We start from the raw sequence: 18,183 nt of genomic DNA, 5'->3' as shown, positions 1-18,183 counted from the left end.
AGCGGCGGAATGCCCGATAAAGTGGATCACGCCAGTGAGATCGACCAGTTCGACCGCCGCATCATCGACCTACTGCGCGACGACGGCCGGATGTCGGTCGCCGAACTCGCGCGCCGCGTTGGCCTGTCGAAGACGCCCTGCCAGGTCCGCCTGAAACGCCTGCTCGACCAAGGCTATATCCGCGGCTTCCGCGCGGTGCTCGATCCGGTCAAGCTCGGGCTCGATCACATCGCCTTCACCGAGGTGAAGCTATCCGACACGCGCGAGGCGGCGCTCGACGCGTTCCGCCGCGCGGTGCTCGCGATCCGCGAGGTCGAGGAATGCCACATGATCGCCAGCAGCTTCGACTATCTGCTGAAAGTCCGCACCCCCGACATCCGCCGCTACCGCGAGGTGCTGGGCGAGCGCATCTCGAGCCTGCCGCATGTCGCCAGCACCTCGACCTTCGTCGCGATGGAAACGATCCGAGACGGGGCGATGTGATCGAGTTTTAAGATCCTCCCCCGCCAGGGGGAGGATCAGGTCAGCCCCGCTTTGCGGGCGCGACGACCCCATCGGTCTTCGACGCGACCAGATACCCGCCGACGACGAACACCAACGCGCCAATCGTATTCCCGACCGTGACGATAGCCAGATTGCGGACCATACCGGCGAGATCGATCGACGCATGCGGCACCAGCAAGCCAAGCGTCAGTGCAGTCATGTTGGCGACCGAATGCTCGAACCCGGCAGCGACGAACGCCAGCAGGATCCAGGCCATCGCGATGCATTTGGCGGCATCGCCCGTCATCCGCGCCGCGGTCCAGATCGCGAGGCAGACGAGCCAGTTGCACAGGATCGCGCGTGCCAGCAACGCGGTCGCATCGACCGACACCTTGTGCAGCACATAGCCGTGGAACATCGCATCGGCATTGGCGAAGATCGCCCCGCCCCCGCCTGCCGCGAACACCAGCGACAGCACGACGCCGCCGATAAGGTTGCCGATCCACACCACGACCGCCAGCTTTAGCGCGTCCCCGATCGTGATCGTCCGCCGGGCAAGGCCGAAGCCGAGATACATCACATACCCCGTGAACAGTTCCGCGCCGGCAAACACCGTCAGGATCAGCCCGAGCCCAAAGGTCGCGCCCATCACCAGCGGGCGCACGCCGGGCTCGAGCCCCGACGCGGTGCTGAGCGCGAGGATCATCGCGATGCCGATATACGTGCCGGCGAGGATCGCGCCCGCGAAGAATCCCGCAGGCGAGCGCCGCAACGCCTCCGCCTTGGTCGCCGCGAGGGTCGCGTAGGTGTCGATCGTCGACGAATAACCAGTGCTCATGCGGGGACTTTGCTCTCGTGGCCGACGATCCCCGCGCGCACCACGCCGCGATCCGACCCGAGGTCGGCAGCAGCGGGACGGACGGTCACCGGAATGGATTTATAGGAGGGGTGAAGCTCTGCGGATCGTGATCCTCGAGCGCGATCAGCGGCTGCGTCTCGGGGTAATAGGAGGCGACGCAACCATCGGGCAGCGCGTACCGCACCAGCATCAGCTTCTGCACGACCCGGTCGGGCCGCGCGAACTGGAGCGCGGTGGCGATATCGACGACATCGCCTTCCTTGTGGCCAAGCCGCGCCATGTCGCGCTCGTTCATGAACAGGATGTCGCGTCGCCCGAACACGCCACGATAGCGATCGTCGAGGCTGTAGACGGTGGTGTTGTACTGGTCGTGCGCGCGCAGCGTGGTGAGCCGCAACACGGTCGGATCGCCCGCGCCCTCGTCCTCCTCGACGCCCTTGGTCACGAGGAAGTTCGCCTTGCCGCTGTCCGTCTTCCATTCGCGCATCGCCGCAGAATTGGGGAGGTGGAACCCACCCGGCTTGCGGATCCGTGCGTTGTAGTCGGCGAACGCAGGGAACACCGCCTCGATCTTGTCGCGGATCAGGCTGTAGTCGCCGACATACGCGTCCCAGTCGATCTCGACCGGCGCGCGGCCCTTTGCGGCGAAGGTCGCCTTGGCGATCTCGCCGACGATCCAGATCTCCGACTTCACGTTCTCGCCCGGCGGCATCAGGAAGCCGCGCGAGGCGTGGACCATCGACATCGAATCCTCGACCGTCACCGATTGCTGACCGGTCGCCTGCATGTCGAGTTCGGTTCGCCCCAGGCACGGCAACACATAGGTAGCCCTCGCCATCAGCAACTGCGTGCGGTTGAGCTTGGTGGTGATGTGCACCGCCAGATCGAGATTGCGGAACCCTTCCGCGCACGCCTGCGGATCGGACGAGGCAATCGCGAGGTTGCCGCCGAGGCAGACGATCGCCTTGGCCTTGCCGTCGCGCATCGCCGCGATGCTCTCGACCACCGAATGACCGTGATCGCGCGGCGGCTCGAACCCGAACACATCGCGCATATTGTCGAGCAGCAAGGGCATCGGCCGCTCGGTGATACCGACGGTGCGGTCGCCCTGGACGTTGCTGTGGCCGCGCAGAGGACAAATGCCCGCGCCCGGCTTGCCCATGTTGCCGCGCAGCAGCAGCAGATTGGCGATTTGCTGGACGTTGGTCGTGCCCGTGCGATGCTGCGTGACGCCCATGCCGTAGCAGCAGATCGTCGACTTCGACTTGGAGTACGCCAGCGCGACCTCTTCCAAGTCACTGCGCGAGAGCCCGCTGGAACGCTCGATATCCGCCCATTCGGTGGTGGCGAGATCGGCGATATAGTCGTCGAGCCCCGCGGTATGCTCGGCGATGAACGCATGATCGAGCGCGTGCTCGCCACCCGATATCTTGGCCGCCTCGTCGAGCGCGACCAGCGCCTTGGCGATACCCTTCAGCGCGGCCGCATCGCCGCCGACCTTCACCTGGTAATAGCTGCTCGCGATCGGCGTCGCCGACATCGTCGCCATCTCGACCACCGACTGCGGCGATTCGAAGCGTTCGAGCGAGCGTTCCTTGAGCGGGTTGAAGACGATGATCTTGCCGCCGCGCTTCGACACTTCGCGGAGCGTCGCCATCATCCGCGGATGGTTGGTGCCGGGATTGTGGCCGATCGACAGGATCAGGTCGGCGTGATCGAAATCCTCGAGGCTGACGGTGCCCTTGCCGATCCCGATCGACTTCGGCAGCCCGACCGAGGTCGCCTCGTGGCACATGTTCGAGCAGTCGGGGAAGTTGTTGGTGCCGTACAGCCGGACGAACAGCTGGAACAGGAACGCCGCTTCGTTCGAGCAGCGCCCCGAGGTGTAGAACTCCGCCTGGTTCGGATCGGGCACGGCCGCCAGCCCCGCGCCGATCTCGCGCATCGCGTCCGCCCAGCTCACGACCTCATAGTGATCGGTCGCCGCATTGTAGCGGAGCGGTTCGGTGACGCGGCCCTGGTCCTCGATCCAGTGATCGCTCTGCTTCCAGATATCCGACACGCTGTGCTTGGCGAAGAACTCCGCACCGATCGTCTTCGCGGTCGACTCCCACGCGACGGCCTTGGCGCCGTTCTCGCAGAATTCGAACGACGAGGTATGCTTCGGATCGGGCCATGCGCAGCTCGGGCAGTCGAAGCCATCGGGCTGGTTGGACTTCAACAGCGTCTGGCCGCCACGCACGACGATCTGCTGCGCTTTCAGCGAAACCGCGACCGCTTTCAGCGCACCCCAGCCCCCTGCCGGGCCTGTATAGTCGGCAATGCCGTCTGGACGTTTGGTCGCCATGTCGCTTCTCCCGCTGACAGTCGCGCTTCCGACAGCTAGGTCAGCGACGCATACATATCCTGCGCCCTACGAGCTTAGCCAACACGCGCTAAGGCAATAATTCCCCACTCCGTGATCGTGATATTTCGTAAGTGTTATCGCAGGTTACCCCGGCAGCCTGGCACGACGCGTCAGGCCTCGGTCATCACGCCCTGGTAAATCGGCTCTTCCATCGCCCGGCCCGCACCGATCGCGACGCAGGTCAGCGCATTCTCCGCGACGATCACCGGCAGCCCGGTCGCATCCGCCAGCACCTCGTCGATCCGCGCGAGCAACGACCCGCCGCCGGTCATCACGATCCCCTGGTCGCAGATGTCCGCCGCCAGTTCGGGTTCGGTCTTCTCCAGCGCGGTCAGCACGGTCTCGACGATCTGGCCGATCAGATCGCCCAGCGACCCGGCGATGTCGCCTTGCGTCACCTCGATCTCGCGCGGGACCCCAGCGCGCAGGTCGCGCCCCTTGACGCGCATGATCTCGCCGACCCCATCGTCGGGCATCCGCGCCATCCCGACCGCGAGCTTGACGCGTTCGGCGGTCGCCTCGCCGATCATCAGATTATGCTTGCGGCGGATCATCGACGCGATCGCATCGTCCATCTTGTCGCCGCCGACCCGCGCCGACGTGCTGTAGGCGAGCCCCCGAAGCGACAAGACCGCGACTTCGGTCGTGCCGCCGCCGATATCGACGATCATCGCGCCGACCGGCTCGGTCACCGGCAACCCCGCGCCGATCGCCGCCGCCATCGGCTCCTCGATCAGGAACACTTTCCGCGCGCCGGCATTGGACGCCGCCTGACGGATCGCGCGGCGCTCGACCAGGGTCGCGCCCGACGGGATGCAGATCGCGATCTCGGGATAGCGCGGCATCCGGCTATGCCCGCCATGCGCCTTGTCGATGAAGAACTTGATCATCTGCTCGGCGACGTCGAGATCGGCGATCACGCCGTCGCGCATCGGCCGGATCGTCTCGATCCCGTCGGGCGTCTTGCCCATCATCAGCTTGGCCTCGGCGCCGACCGCACGGACCTGTTTCACCCCGCCCCGCGTCTCGATCGCGACCACCGACGGCTCGTTGAGCACGATCCCCTGCCCGCGCAGATAGACGACGGTGTTCACCGTGCCGAGATCGATCGCCATGTCACTGGAAGCACGGCTGAACAGACGAGGAAGACGCATCGGCTTTGACATTCTGCAACAAGGGCGCGCGGTCATGCCGACCGTCGCCATAGAGACCCTCAGCGCTGTGCGTCCGCGCGATCCGCGTCAATCCGCCTGCGCCCGACCGGGCGATCCAGACGACGATTACGAAAAATGGCCCGGCAGAGGGGTTCCGCCGGGCCACGAGGATCCGTCCAGGGAGCTTCACTTCGCCTCGACGTTACTTCGGTGTAATGCATACCAATCAAATAGGAATACAATTCCGCAAAGAGTACGACGAAGCGACCGTAAAATACGATCGAGCAAGTTTCCAATAAACCACTGACATAGACTGTAAACACAAACAGATAACGCCCCCTTTTGATCGGGAGGCATTATCTGTTTGATCCGTTCAGGGCGAAGTCTACGATCTTAGCGCGCACTACGAGAACGCGCTACGACCGGTCGATCAGAACGTGTTTCCGGTCGTGTTGGTCTCGGTGGTGTTGATCAGATCGGTCGAGTTTTCGGTTGCGACGCCATCGACCGCTGAGAAGTTCGCATCCGATTCCTCGACGAACGTGTTGCTGTCGATAGCCGAAACGTTCGACGGCTCGGCAGTCTTCGAGCAGGCCGCAAGGCCAAGTGCCATGACTGCAATCATGGGCACGATCGTGATTTTCTTCATGAACTGGTCTCCGTGGTGACGACGTCAGAACTGCAGTCGCATAGCGCAACATTGGCTCTGGAACCGAAAGCTACCGCCGATGATCGCTCGGCGCAATACCCTATCGCGGAGATAGGATTTATCACCAGCTCAAGCCGGCGCGGGCATACAGATAGCGACCGTTGAACCCGAACGGCGAGTAATAGGGGAAGCCGATCACCCCGGTGCTATTGTTCGCGGGGATGGTCGCGTCGGGATACACGTCGAACAGGTTGCTGACGCCGAACCCCAACTGCGCGCCCTTGGTCGCCTGATAGCGGAGTTCGATATCGGTGATGACGTGCTTGCCGCTATGAACGTCGGCAGCGGCCGTCGTGCCCGGCTGGTTGACGTCGCCGTAATAGGTCACGCGGGCAAGCGCGCCGAACTGTTCGAGCGACCAGTCGATTGATCCGGTCACCTTCTCGCCGGGGGTGCCGTCCTCCAGCGTCAGGATACGACTGCGCGCGAACAGCGTCGGCGCGGGATTGAGCGCCGATGTCGAGGTCGGCACGCGCGTGACTTTCGAATCGTTGATGTTGCCGGCGATCGTCAGGTCGAACGTCCCCACGGAGTCGGTCGGCATGCGGTAATGTGCGACCGCGTCGATGCCCTTGGTGGTCGAGGCAAGACCGTTGAGGAAGAACCGCGCGGCGGTGGCGCCGGATCCCGCCAGAAGGTTGGCGATCTGCGTATTGACCGCGACGGACTGGGTCGGCGACGTCGATATATTCTCCGACAGGCCGATCTGGTTGCGGATGTGGATGCGATACGCATCGACGGTCAGATCGAACCGGCCGGCACGGATGACGGCACCAGCCGACAGGTTGGTCGACTTTTCCGGCTCGAGCGGAAGGCCGCCGAGCCGGCTGGCGACCGGGCTGATCGACGGAAAAGTGCCGGTCTGGATCGGATTGCCGTTCTGGATGACGGTCGCGATCGAGGTGAAATATTGCTGTTGCAGCGCCGGTGCGCGGAACCCGGTCGAGGCGGTGCCGCGCAGCGCGAACCAGCGCGCGAAATCATAGCGTGCGGAAAGCTTGCCGGTCGCGGTCGAGCCGAAATCGGAATAGTCCTCGCCGCGTCCGGCAAGGCCAACCAGGAACTTGTCGGTCACCTGCGCTTCGACATCGAGATAGACGCTGCCGTTGCGCCGGCTGCGCTCGATCGCGTTGGCGGGCGAGAAGCCGCCAAACCCCTGCGCGCCCGGCGCAGCGGTCGCGGCCGCCCCCGTCACCGTGCCGGCCGCGGGATAGCCATAGGAGGCGAGCTCACCCGCCTCGATCTTGAACCCCTCGCGGCGCCCTTCAAGACCGAACGCGACGTTGACGCCCTGCAACAGGTCGAACTTGCGGTCGACATCGAGCCCGACGATGTACTGGTCGTAGATCAACGCGCCGTCGGAAAAGTCCTTCGGCGTGGTGCTGCCGAACGCGTAATTCGCCGAATTGAGCGTGCGGAAGCCGATCTTGTTGCGGCCATAGCTCGCGTTCAGGTCGACGTTCCAGTCGGCGACCACACCCTTGATGCCGACCGCCGAATTGATGTCGCGCGACTTGGTGTTGATCAGCGGCAGGAAGCCATCCAGATAGCCGGCCAGCGCGGTCGTCGCGTTCGCCAGGCGTGGGAACGCCGCGCTGCGCGTATCGCGGTCCTGATAGCCGAGCCAGCCATACAGCTTCCACGTCCCCGTCAGCGTCGTGCCGGCATTGGCGAATATGCTGTATTGCTCGACTGCCGGATCGCCGAACCGACCCGTCACGCGTGTTCCGGGGACGCGCGGATCGAAATCGGCGCGGTTGGTCGCCTGACGGTTCAGATACTCGCCCGACAGCGTCAGAAATCCGTCTTCGCCGAAGCCGAGTCCCTGCCAGCCCGAGACGGTGACGGCATGTTCGCCGGTCCTGCTGCGGCTACCGCGCGCGGTGTCGATGTCGGTGTTGTAGAAGCCGTAATTGACCGTGGCCGCGCCGCCCGACCGCGCCTCGCGCAGGCGGAGGTTGATCACGCCGGCGATCGCATCGGAGCCATATTGCGCCGATGCGCCGTCGCGGAGCACTTCGATCCGGTCGAGCGCGACGGTCGGAATGGTGTTGAGATCGACCGCCGCCGAGCCGCGCCCGACCGAGCCGCCGACGTTGAGCAAGGCCGCGGTATGGCCGCGCACGCCGTTGACCAGCACGAGCGTCTGGTCGGGCGACAGGCCGCGCAGCGTCGCGGGGCGGATCGCATCGGTGCCGTCGACCGCCGAGGGCCGCGGGAAGTCGATCGAGGGTGCGATCGCCGCCAGTGCCGCGCCGAGTTCGGTGGTGCCCTGGCGCTGGATCGCGGCCGAACTCAGCACGTCGACCGGCGACGCGCTGTCGAGTCGCGACCGGCCGACCGCGCGCGTACCGGTGACGATGATGTCGTCCTGCGTGTCGGGCGCAGCCGCGGCGGCAGGATCGGCCGAAGGATCGGCGGCAGTCTGGGCCGGAACGTTTTGGGCCGGAACGTCCTGGGCTAACGCGGCTTGCGCGCCGACGAGAGCGAAGGTCGAGGCGGCGAACGCCAACGCGGTACGGTAAGCAGTCATGTCTTGGTCCCTGATAGTGGATCGTTCTGCGACGACCTCTGCGTGTGTGGTACGAATGAAGGCGATCAACGGTCCCGACAGGTCCCGAGCGATCGCCCGATAAGCGAGAAAAAGGCCTGGCTCGCGGCGCTGGCGGCGACATCCCATTCGGGATGCCACTGCACCGCCAGCACATCGCCGCCGCACGGCCGTGCCGAGAACGCCTCGACCAAGCCGTCCGAGGTCGCCAGCGCCTCGATATTGAGCCCGGACCCGAGCCGATCGATCCCCTGGCGGTGAACCGAGGTGACCGAGAGGCTGCGCCGTTGCGTCACCGTCGCGAGCATCCCGCCCGCCTGCAGGTCGACGTCGTGGACGTGATCGAACAGCGTTTCATACGCGGTCGCGTCTTCGGTCGCCCGGTGGTGTCCCGCGTCGAGCGTATCGGTCAGCGTGCCGCCGAACAGGACGTTGAGTTCCTGCAATCCGCGGCAGATCCCGAACACCGGCCGCCCGCCCTCGATCATCCGCCCTGCGAGCTCCATCGCTACCGCATCGCGGTCGAGATCGAGCGCTTCGTCCGCCGCGCCGGCCGCTGCATCGGTCTTGCCATAGCGCGCGCCCGCGACGTTGGACCGCGACCCGGTCAGCAACAGCCCGTCGAGCCGCCCCGCCAGCGCGCGCGTATCCATCGCGTCCGCGACCGCGGGCACCAGCAGGACGGTCGCGCCGGCATAGCGGACCAGCGGCTCGACGAACCGCGTCGCGACCGCCTGGATCGGGCGATCGGCGATTTCGTTGCAGCACAATACGCCGATCACGGGCTTGATCGGCCCGTCATCGCTACGGCAGCATGCAAAGCGCATCATGCGGCGTGGCCGCACATCGTCGAGCGTCGTTGTTTCCTTTGCATCGCGGTGGCCTTTCGCGATCAATATCCATCGATCGCGTCGGATATTGGAGCGCTATAAGCTTTGGCACGGCCAAAAATTCATTGTCCGCACCGGACCGCTCGTAAGTGCCTACGAATTACCCAAATGAATTTCTATTTTCGCGGATATCCGCATAGACCGCAGCCGTCTGATTCGGCAGATATCGCGATGCGTGCAGCAGACACGGCGTGGGATGGATGGGAGTATGATATGACGATGAACCGGCGCACGGCGCTTTTGACCGGGGCAGCGATCACCAGCGGTGCGCTTCTTTCCGCCTGCGCAACCGTGACGCAGCCGGTTGGTCGGGCCCAGCCATCGGCGTTCGTCACCGTCGTCGGGCATGGCTTCGAACGCAATGGCAAGCCGTATCGGTATGCGGGTGCGAACATCTGGTACGGCGCGTGGCTCGGCGCGGACACCGCCTATGGCAATCGTGCGCGGCTGGCACGCGAACTCGATCGTCTGAAGGCGCTCGGCGTCCGCAACCTCCGCATCCTGGGGTCGGCCGAACTGTCGCCGCTCAAGAACTCGATCACCCCGGGATTTCGCGACCAAAGCGCGACGTACAACGAGGACCTGCTAAAGGGCCTCGACTGGACGCTCGCCGAAATGGCGAAGCGCGACATGACCGGCGTGATCTACCTGACCAACTTCTGGGAATGGTCGGGCGGGATGATGACGTACCTGTCGTGGGTCAACGGCGGCAAGTTCATCAACATGAACGACCCCGCGCACCCCTGGCCCGAGTTCGCCGACTGGAACGCCGCGTTCTATACCAACGGTCAGGCGCAGGCGATGTACCGCGATTACATCCGCGCCGTCGTCTCGCGCACCAACACCGTGACGGGCGTTGCCTATGCCGCGGATCCGACGATCATGGCATGGCAACTCGCGAACGAACCGCGTCCGGCCGGCGGCGACAAGGTCGCGGTGCCTAATCTCTCGCATTTCTATCGCTGGATCGACGAGACCGCGCGCTACATCAAAACGCTCGATCCCCATCACCTCGTCTCGACCGGCTCGGAGGGACTGAAGGGCTCGATCGAGCGCGAGGATGTCGTGCTCGCCGCCCACAAGTCGCCCTCGATCGACTACCTCACCACGCATATCTGGCCGAACAACTGGACCTGGATGGACGCAGGCAATCTCGCCGGCACCTATGACGCCGGTGCAGCGAAGGTGGCCACCTATATCGACGCGCATATCCGGCTCGCCACGACGCTCGGCAAGCCGCTGGTGATCGAGGAGTTCGGCTACCCGCGCGACGGCCAGGCCGCCTATGATCCGTTCATCACGACCGAATATAAGGACCGCTTCTACCGCCAGATCTACGCCGCGATCGAGGCCAATGCGAAGGCCGGCGGGCCGCTTGCAGGCTCCAACTTCTGGGCCTGGAACGGCGAGGCGCGCACGCCGCATGCCGACCACCGGTTCCAGCGCGGCGACCTTGGCTACATGGGCGACCCCCGCATGAACCGCAGGGCTGGTACGGCGTGTTCGACAGCGATGCCTCGACCCAGGCCGTGATCCGCGCGCACGCCGCGGCGATGGCGGCGCTCTGATGCTCAACCGTCGCGAGACGCTCGGCATGACCGCGGCGCTTGGCTTGCTTCACGGCGTGCCGGCGCTGGCGGCGGTCCCGAACCGCAGCTTGAGCAACCCGAAGGCTACCCCGGCCGCGCGCCACCTCTATGCCTATCTGTGGAGCCAATACGGCAGGAAGACGCTGACCGGGCAACAGGAGCAGGGCTCCGCGCCGCCCAATCCGCACGGCGAACTCGACTATCTCCAGCGCGTGACGGGCAAGCTCCCCGCGATCCTCGGGCTCGACTATATCGATCCGCGCGACAACGACGCCGTCAACGACCGGGCGACCGCCTGGGCGCGGTCGGGCGGGATCGTCACCCTGTGCTGGCATTGGGGCGCGCCCGACATCGGCACCGGCTACGAGAATTCGAAGAAGGATTTCGACGTCGCCGCCGCGCTGAAACCGGGGACGCCGCAGAACGTCGCGATGATGCGCCAGATGGCCGAGATCGCGCGGCTGTTGAAGGTCCTGCAAGACCGCGGCGTCGCGGTGTTGTGGCGCCCGTTCCACGAATTCAGCGGCGACTGGTTCTGGTGGGGCAAGCACGGCCCCGCCGCGTTCAAGGCGCTCTGGGCGCTGATGCACGACCAATTTACGCGTGTTTTCGGTCTGAACAACCTGATCTGGGTGCTCGGCTGGGCAGGCCAGAACGTCGACCCAACCTGGTATCCCGGCCGCGCGACGGTCGATGTCGCCGGCGCGGACATCTATGCGAACGACCATAGCGACCTCGCCCCGATGTTCGCGCAGGTGAAGGCCATCGTCGGCGACACGCTGCCGATCTGCCTGCACGAGAACGGCCCCGTTCCCGACCCGGCGTTGCTCGGCCCCACGGCGGACTGGCTCTGGTTCATGACCTGGCACACGCGCTGGCTGACCGGCGCCGACCAGAACACGCCGGAGCAGTTGCGCCGCGACTTCGCCTCGAAGCGCTACGTTACCAAGGATGAACTCCCCGCATGGCTGAAGGTGAAGGCATGAAGACGATCCTCGGCCTGTTCGCGGCAACGTGGCTTTCGACATCGGCGACCGCCGCTCCGCCGACCGTGACTCCGACCACCACGAAAGCCGGCGCCCCCTCCCCGTCCACATCGGCGGCCGCGTCGAGCGGACCGCGGATGGCTATAAGCGACAATGGCCGGGCACCTATTTCGAGGCGGCGTTCCGCGGCCCGAGCGCGCTGTTCCGCATCGGCCAGGGCGACGTCATCCTCCGCGTGTCGGTCGATGGCGCGCTTGCTGCCAAGCTCATCAAGCCGAAGCCCGGCCTCTACCGCATCGCCGGCCTGTCGAACGGTCGCCACACGATCCACGTCGACGTCGCCAGCGAAAGCCAGGCCGCCCCGACCGTCTTCGGCGGCTTCTACGCCGACCGGGGAACGCGTGCCCGCCCCGCGCCCGCCCGCACCCGCCAGATCGAGTTCATCGGCGATTCGCACACCGTCGGCTATGGTAACGTCTCGACCAAGCGCGACTGCACGCAGGACGAAGTCTGGGCGACCACCGACACCGCACAGGCCATGCCCGCGCTGACCGCCCGCCGATACGATGCCGACTACCAAGTCAACGCGATCTCGGGCCGCGGGATCGTCCGCAATTACGACGGCATGGCCGCTGACACCGTGCCCGTCGCCTACCCCTTTACGCTGTTCGACAAGGCAAGGCGCTACGCCGACCCCGCCTGGCACCCCAGCCTGTTCGTGATCGCGCTCGGCACCAACGACTTCACCACAAAGCTCCACCCCGGCGAGCCATGGCAGACACGCGACGCGCTCCACGCCGACTACGAGGCAAAGTACGTCGCCTTCGTCAAACGCCTGCGCGCACGCGACCCCGACGCGCACGTCGTCCTGTGGGCAACCGACCTGGCCGATGGCGAGATAGCCTCCGAAGTCGGCAAAGTCGCCGCGCGCCTCAAAGCCGAGGGCGAGCGCAACATCGCCTTCGTGCCCGTCACCGGCCTCGCTTTCAGCGGCTGCCACGCGCATCCTTCGACCGCGGACGACGCGCGTATCACAACGGCGCTATCGACCTATATCGACGCGCATCCCGAGATCTGGGCGCAGAAATAAGCAAATGATTTGCACATTGTAGCGCTAACCCGGTAGCAAGGATGCCAAGGTGCGGATCACGATCGCGCACCGACCGGGGAGAGTATGATGTCGGCAGGGTTTTCCACGTTCACGATCGCGCTTCTGCTGCAATCCGCAGCGACGCCGGTAGCGCAACCAGCGCCGCTTTCTGCCGTTGCGCATCCGGAAATCTGGCCAACCGCCAACGCGCGTCCGTTGCGCGATCCGAAGGTCGAGGCGCGGATCGACGCGATCATGAAACGCATGACGGTCGCGGACAAGATCGGCCAGCTGATCCAGGTCGACATCGCCAGCATTACGCCCGACGACCTGCGGACCTACAAGCTCGGCTCGATTCTCAACGGCGGCAATGCCGGCCCTGGCGGCAACGACCTTGCCCCACCCGTCGAGTGGCTGAAGCTCGCCGACGCATTCTACGACGCGTCGATGGCGCGCAGCGACGGCCGCCCCGCGATCCCGGTGATCTGGGGCACCGACGCGGTCCACGGCAACAACAACATCCCCGGCGCGACGCTCTTCCCGCATAACATCGGCCTCGGCGCAGCGCGCGACCGCGACCTGATGCGCGAGATCGGCCACGTCACCGCGATCGAGACCGCCGCCGCCGGCATCGACTGGACCTTCGCCCCAACGCTCGCCGTCGTCCGCGACGATCGCTGGGGCCGTACTTACGAGAGCTATTCGGAAGAGCCGACCGTACAGGCGGATTATGCCGGCGCGGTGATCGAAGGCGTCCAGGGTAAGGTCGGCACCAAGGAGTTCCTCGCTCCCGACCACGTCATCGCGACCACCAAGCATTTCCTTGGCGACGGCGGCACCGGCGGACGCGACCAAGGCGACGCGCTCATCCCGGAGACTACCCTGCGCGACATCCATCTCGGCGGTTACCCTGCGGCGATCGAGGCCGGCACGCAGTCGGTGATGGCCAGCTTCTCGAGCTGGAACGGCGCCAAGATGCACGGCAACAAGAGCCTGCTGACCGGCGTGCTCAAGGACCGCCTCCACTTCGATGGCTTCGTGGTCGGCGACTGGAACGGCCACGGCCAGGTTGAGGGTTGTTCGAACGAGAGCTGCGCCGCGGCGATCAACGCCGGCCTAGACATGTTCATGTACTCGGGCAGCGGTTGGAAGACGCTCTACGACAACACGCTGAAGCAGGCGCAGTCGGGCGAAATCCCCGCCGCACGCCTCGACGACGCGGTCCGCCGCATCCTGCGCGTAAAGATCCGCGCCGGCACGTTCGATCGCGGTCGCCCGTCGTCGCGCGCACTTGCCGGCAAGATGAACCTCATCGGTGCCGCCGACCACCGCGCGATCGCCCGCCGTGCAGCACGTGAGTCGATGGTCTTGCTCAAGAACGAGGGCGGCCTGCTCCCGCTGAAACCGTCTGCCAACATCCTCGTTGCGGGCGGCGGTGCGGACAACATCCCGCAACAGGCCGGCGGCTGGTCGCTGACCTGGCAGGGCGGCGGCACCACCAACGCGAACTTCCCCAACGCCGAGACGATCTGGTCGGGCATCAGCGCCGCGGTCAAGGACGCCGGCGGTACCGCGACGCTGTCGGCGGACGGCAGCTTTGCAAAGAAACCCGACGCGGCGATCGTCGTGTTCGGCGAACAGCCCTATGCCGAGTTCAAGGGCGACCGCCCGAACCTCGAATACAGCGCCGAGGACAAGTCCGACCTCGAACTCCTCCGCAAATTGAAGGCCGCAGGCGTGCCGGTCGTCGCGGTGTTCCTGTCGGGCCGCCCGCTTTGGGTGAACGCCGAACTGAACGCCTCCGATGCGTTCGTCGCGGCGTTCCTGCCGGGCAGCGAAGGCGGCGGCGTCGCCGACGTACTGTTCCGCAAGAAGGACGGCAGCGTCGCCAACGACTTCCGCGGCAAACTGAGCTTCTCGTGGCCAAAGCGTCCCGACCAGTATGTCCTCAACCGCTCCGACGCCGGCTACAACCCGCTGTTCGCGTTCGGCTATGGCCTCAGCTACGCCAAGCCGGGCACCGTCCCCAAGCTCGACGAAACCCGCCCTGCCGGCATGGCCGCGTCGTCGAACGGCACGATCTTCGGCAAGGGCCGCGTTCCCGAGGGCTGGTCGCTCACCCTGGTCGAGCAGGACCAGTCGAAGGTTCGCCTGCTCGGCGTCAACGCGACGACCGCAACCAAGCGCCTCACCGCCTCCGCAGTCGATCGCCGTCGCCAGGAGGACGCACGTGCGCTCGTCTGGACCGGTGGCGCTGCGGACGCCCGCGTCGAGGCCTCGGGCCCGCTCGACCTCACGCGCGAGAGCAATGGCGAACTGAGCCTCGTCGTCGACGTCCGCGTTGATCGCGCAGCCAGCGCACCCGTCGGTCTCGGCATGGTCAGCAACGACGGCAAGGCGGTCACCGTCCCGATCGGCAAGACGCTCGCGGCGGGCAAGCCCGGCGACTGGCAACAGGTGATCGTCCCGCTTCAGTGCTTCGCCAAGCGCGGCATCGACATGGCGCACGTCACCGCGCCGTTCGTGATCGCCACCGACGGCAAGCTGGGCCTGTCGATCTCCGACGTGAAGATCGACTCCGCACCCGTGCCGATGGCGAAGTGCGGCGATTGAGCCGGCTCCTGCTCAGTGCGGCGGCCGTCCTGCTGACGACTGCCGCCACGCAAGCCCCGCCCGCACCGATCCGGATCGACCAGACCGGGTTCGAGACGACCGGCCCCAAGCTGGCGGTCCTGCCATCTGCGCAGACGAAACCGCTCGCATGGACGCTCACCGACGCGCGCGGCAAGATCGTCGCGTCGGGGCAGACGATACCGGTCGGTCCCGACGCAGCCTCGGGCGAAAGCGTCCACCGGATCGACTTCGGCACGTTCCACACGCCCGGCACCGGCTATCGCCTCCACGTCGGCGCGGACGCCAGCCACCCGTTCGCGATCGCCGATCGCCCGTTCGCGGCCGTGGCGACCGCGGCGATGGCCTTCTTCTACCAACAGCGCAGCGGCGTCCCCATCCTGCCCGCCTACGTCGAACGCAAAGACCTCGCCCGCCCCGCCGGCCACGCCCCCGACATCGCGACGTGCTTCGGCGGCGTAGACCAGAAGGGCGTCAAATGGCCCGGTTGCGACTACAAGATCGACGCGACCGGCGGCTGGTACGACGCGGGCGACCAGGGCAAATACGTCGTCAACGGCGGCGTCTCGACCTGGACCTTGCTCGACCTCCACGAGCGCCTGGCCGCGTTCGGTGACGCCGGCGCGTTCGCCGACGGTCGGCTCGCGCTGCCCGAACGCATCAACGGCAAGGACGACCTGCTCGACGAAGCGCGCGTCGAAGTCGCCTTCCTGCTCGCAATGCAGATCCCCGACGGCACCAAGCTAGCCGTCGCGCCCGACGCAGGCGTGGCGGGCAAGGCGATCACCCGGTTCGAGACAATCGACGCAGGCGGGTTGGTTCACACCAAGATCGCCGACGAGAATTGGACCGGACTTCCAACCGCCCCCGCCGACGATCGCGAACGCCGGTTCCTCTACCCACCATCGACCGCGGCAACGCTCAACATGGTCGGTGTCGCGGCGCAGTGCGCGCGGATTTGGCGGACGATCGATCCGGCCTTCGCTACCAAGTGCCTCGCCGCAGCCCGACGCGGCTGGGCGGCGGCACTCCGCCATCCGAACCTCCTCACCAGTTCCGACTTCATGGGCAGCGGGGGCTATGGCGACCCGGATGTCCGCGACGAGTTCACCTTCGCCGCCGCGCAACTCTACGCGACCACCAACGAAGCGGCTTTCCTCGATCGCCTGCGCAAGGACGGCATCTTCACCGATCCCGGCACGGATATCGGCTGGGGTTCGCTCAGACTGGCGGGCGCACTGACGCTAGCCACCTTGGGCGACTCGCTACCCGCGGACGACCGTGCCAAACTCCGCACCCGGATCACAGCGCTCGCCGACGGCTTCGTCGCCGAGGGAAAGCGCAGCGGCTACGGCATCCCCTTTGGCGGCACCAACTACCCCTGGGGCTCGAGCAGTTCGATCCTCAACCGCGCGATCGTGCTCGGCGTCGCGTGGCAGATCGACCACAAGCCCGCCTATCGCGACGCGGTGGTATCGAGCCTCGACTACATCCTCGGCCGCAATCCGCTCGACCAATCCTACGTCACCGGTATCGGCACGCGCCCGATGCAGCACCCGCACCACCGCTTCTGGGCGGCCGCGGCGGACAAACGCTATCCCGCGCCACCCACCGGAGTCCTCTCCGGCGGCCCCAACTCGGCCGCCGCGAACGAGCCCGGCCCGATGAAAGGCTGCGCGCCACAAACCTGCTGGATCGACGACTACCGCGCGTTCACCGTCAACGAAGTCGCAATCAACTGGAACGCCCCGCTAGTATGGACCGCCGCCTTCCTAGACGCGACGCGGGGGCGCTAGAAATCATCACAACCGTCATCCTGACGAAAGTCAGGACCCAGGATACCAAGCGGAGCATTCGTGGCTCTGGGTCCTGACTTTCGTCAGGATGACGTATAACGTCGCACTACAGCCGCTCCAACGTTCGCGCGAGGTATCCGCGGATCGCGTCGGTCCGCTCCGGCGACGGGCTTCCGAGCACGCCGCGCATCGCTTCAGGCAGATGCGCGGCCGCGTCCTGCGCCGCGTCTCCAAACACGTATTGATCGAACCAGCCGCGCACCGCTGAGCGCTCGCCCTCGGGCAAGTCGCGGATCGCGAGGATCGCGTGGATTAACGCGGGGAATGGCGAGGCTGCACCCGCCTGCCCCCACCAGTAGTTGACCAGCACGTTGAACCGCCCGAGCGCCTTGACGTCATGCCACCACATCGACGGGATGAAGATCGCATCGCCCGGCTCCAGCACCGTCACCTGCATCTGCGCACGCGCCTCGGCAAATCGCGGATACCGCTCCAGATCGGGCGCTTCGAGATCGACAAGGCTGACCGGCTGTCCGGCGATCGTGACATCGAGCGGACCGACATACAGGTTGGGCCCCTGCTCGGGCGGAAACAGGCAGAACCGCCGCCGCCCCGCCACCACGACAGCGACGTTGCTCGACACGTCGTAATGCGTCGACACCCGGCTCTCGTTTCCAATCCACACCCGCGGCACCGCATCGGGCGTGGGCAGCGGCAACACGTTCGCCTCAGCCCAGCCCGGCAGGAATTCCCCGCCGCCGCCGCCCCGGCATAGATGGCCGGCGCGCCGGGCACCCCCTGCAACGCGATCAACTGGTCGACCAGCGTCGGGATCGGCGCCTTGGCGCGCTCGAAATTGAAGCCGCTCAGGTCGTCATTGTAGAAGAACCGCCCGCGTACGTCACTTTGCGCGACCATGACGTCGGCGGAGCGCCCGCCATCGAACGACACGATATGCTCGCCGATCGCGCGATCGGAGGCGCGGGCGGCGCGTACCGCCGGCCAGTCCGCGGCCAGCCCGCGCATGACGACCGGGCG

The 18,183-nt window shown here is 66.1% G+C and carries 12 protein-coding genes and 2 pseudogenes; 6 read left to right on the top strand and 8 right to left on the bottom strand.

Features of this window, described 5'->3' with window-relative positions:
* Positions 1-9 precede the first annotated feature (9 nt).
* Positions 10-483 (top strand): Lrp/AsnC family transcriptional regulator, encoded by a 474-nt coding sequence (locus QP164_RS05370; protein WP_132734164.1) that lies wholly within the window; start codon positions 10-12, stop codon positions 481-483.
* A 40-nt stretch (positions 484-523) separates the two neighbouring features.
* Here the strand turns inward: QP164_RS05370 and QP164_RS05365 are convergent, their stop codons facing one another.
* The 6 genes and pseudogenes from QP164_RS05365 to QP164_RS05340 form a co-directional block, all read right to left on the bottom strand.
* Complete coding sequence (locus QP164_RS05365) at positions 524-1,321, bottom strand: formate/nitrite transporter family protein (protein WP_333922433.1); 798 nt, start codon at positions 1,319-1,321, stop codon at positions 524-526.
* A pseudogene (locus tag QP164_RS05360) lies at positions 1,318-3,689 on the bottom strand (FdhF/YdeP family oxidoreductase). The gene QP164_RS05365 and the pseudogene QP164_RS05360 overlap by 4 nt, the downstream one beginning before the upstream one ends.
* Positions 3,690-3,859: 170 nt before the next feature.
* A complete protein-coding gene (locus QP164_RS05355; protein ID WP_207894045.1) occupies positions 3,860-4,903 on the bottom strand; it encodes a rod shape-determining protein in 1,044 nt (347 codons plus the stop codon).
* A gap of 430 nt (positions 4,904-5,333) precedes the next feature.
* Positions 5,334-5,552: a hypothetical protein gene (locus QP164_RS05350; RefSeq protein ID WP_333922432.1), complete on the bottom strand. Its 219-nt coding sequence runs from the start codon at positions 5,550-5,552 to the stop codon at positions 5,334-5,336.
* A gap of 121 nt (positions 5,553-5,673) precedes the next feature.
* Positions 5,674-8,145 carry a TonB-dependent receptor plug domain-containing protein gene (locus tag QP164_RS05345; protein ID WP_333922431.1) on the bottom strand — a complete coding sequence of 824 codons (2,472 nt, stop codon included), beginning with the start codon at positions 8,143-8,145 and terminating at the stop codon, positions 5,674-5,676.
* A 65-nt stretch (positions 8,146-8,210) separates the two neighbouring features.
* On the bottom strand, positions 8,211-9,059 hold the full coding sequence (locus tag QP164_RS05340; RefSeq protein ID WP_333922430.1) for a gamma-glutamyl-gamma-aminobutyrate hydrolase family protein: 849 nt from the start codon (positions 9,057-9,059) through the stop codon (positions 8,211-8,213).
* A gap of 213 nt (positions 9,060-9,272) precedes the next feature.
* On the opposite strand from QP164_RS05340, the gene QP164_RS05335 reads away from it, so the two are divergent.
* The 5 genes from QP164_RS05335 (at position 9,273) to QP164_RS05315 (ending at position 17,145) form a co-directional block, all read left to right on the top strand.
* The gene (locus QP164_RS05335; RefSeq protein WP_333922429.1) at positions 9,273-10,586 is read left to right on the top strand and encodes a glycoside hydrolase 5 family protein; all 1,314 of its coding nucleotides are present in this window, start codon (positions 9,273-9,275) and stop codon (positions 10,584-10,586) included.
* Positions 10,587-10,620: 34 nt separating this feature from the next.
* Entirely contained in the window at positions 10,621-11,628 is a 1,008-nt protein-coding gene (locus tag QP164_RS05330) for a glycosyl hydrolase (protein ID WP_333922428.1), read from the top strand.
* Positions 11,629-11,656: 28 nt separating this feature from the next.
* Positions 11,657-12,718 (top strand): SGNH/GDSL hydrolase family protein, encoded by a 1,062-nt coding sequence (locus QP164_RS05325; RefSeq protein ID WP_333922427.1) that lies wholly within the window; start codon positions 11,657-11,659, stop codon positions 12,716-12,718.
* 87 nt (positions 12,719-12,805) lie between these two features.
* Positions 12,806-15,331, top strand: a complete 2,526-nt coding sequence (locus QP164_RS05320) for a glycoside hydrolase family 3 protein (protein WP_333922426.1) — start codon at positions 12,806-12,808, stop codon at positions 15,329-15,331.
* The gene (locus tag QP164_RS05315; RefSeq protein ID WP_435368343.1) at positions 15,319-17,145 is read left to right on the top strand and encodes a glycoside hydrolase family 9 protein; all 1,827 of its coding nucleotides are present in this window, start codon (positions 15,319-15,321) and stop codon (positions 17,143-17,145) included. The genes QP164_RS05320 and QP164_RS05315 overlap by 13 nt, the downstream gene beginning before the upstream one ends.
* Positions 17,146-17,251: 106 nt before the next feature.
* Here the strand turns inward: QP164_RS05315 and QP164_RS05310 are convergent, their stop codons facing one another.
* Positions 17,252-17,863, bottom strand: coding sequence for a cupin-like domain-containing protein (locus QP164_RS05310; protein ID WP_333922424.1), 612 nt, complete (start codon positions 17,861-17,863; stop codon positions 17,252-17,254).
* A gap of 101 nt (positions 17,864-17,964) precedes the next feature.
* Positions 17,965-18,171 (bottom strand): annotated as a pseudogene (locus tag QP164_RS05305) (cupin-like domain-containing protein); the annotation flags it as partial.
* Between the last annotated feature and the right edge of the window lie 12 nt (positions 18,172-18,183).

The organism is Sphingomonas sp. LR59, from assembly GCF_036855945.1.
Classification (GTDB): Bacteria; Pseudomonadota; Alphaproteobacteria; order Sphingomonadales; family Sphingomonadaceae; genus Sphingomonas.
This window is presented reverse-complemented; position numbering and strand designations above follow the sequence as displayed.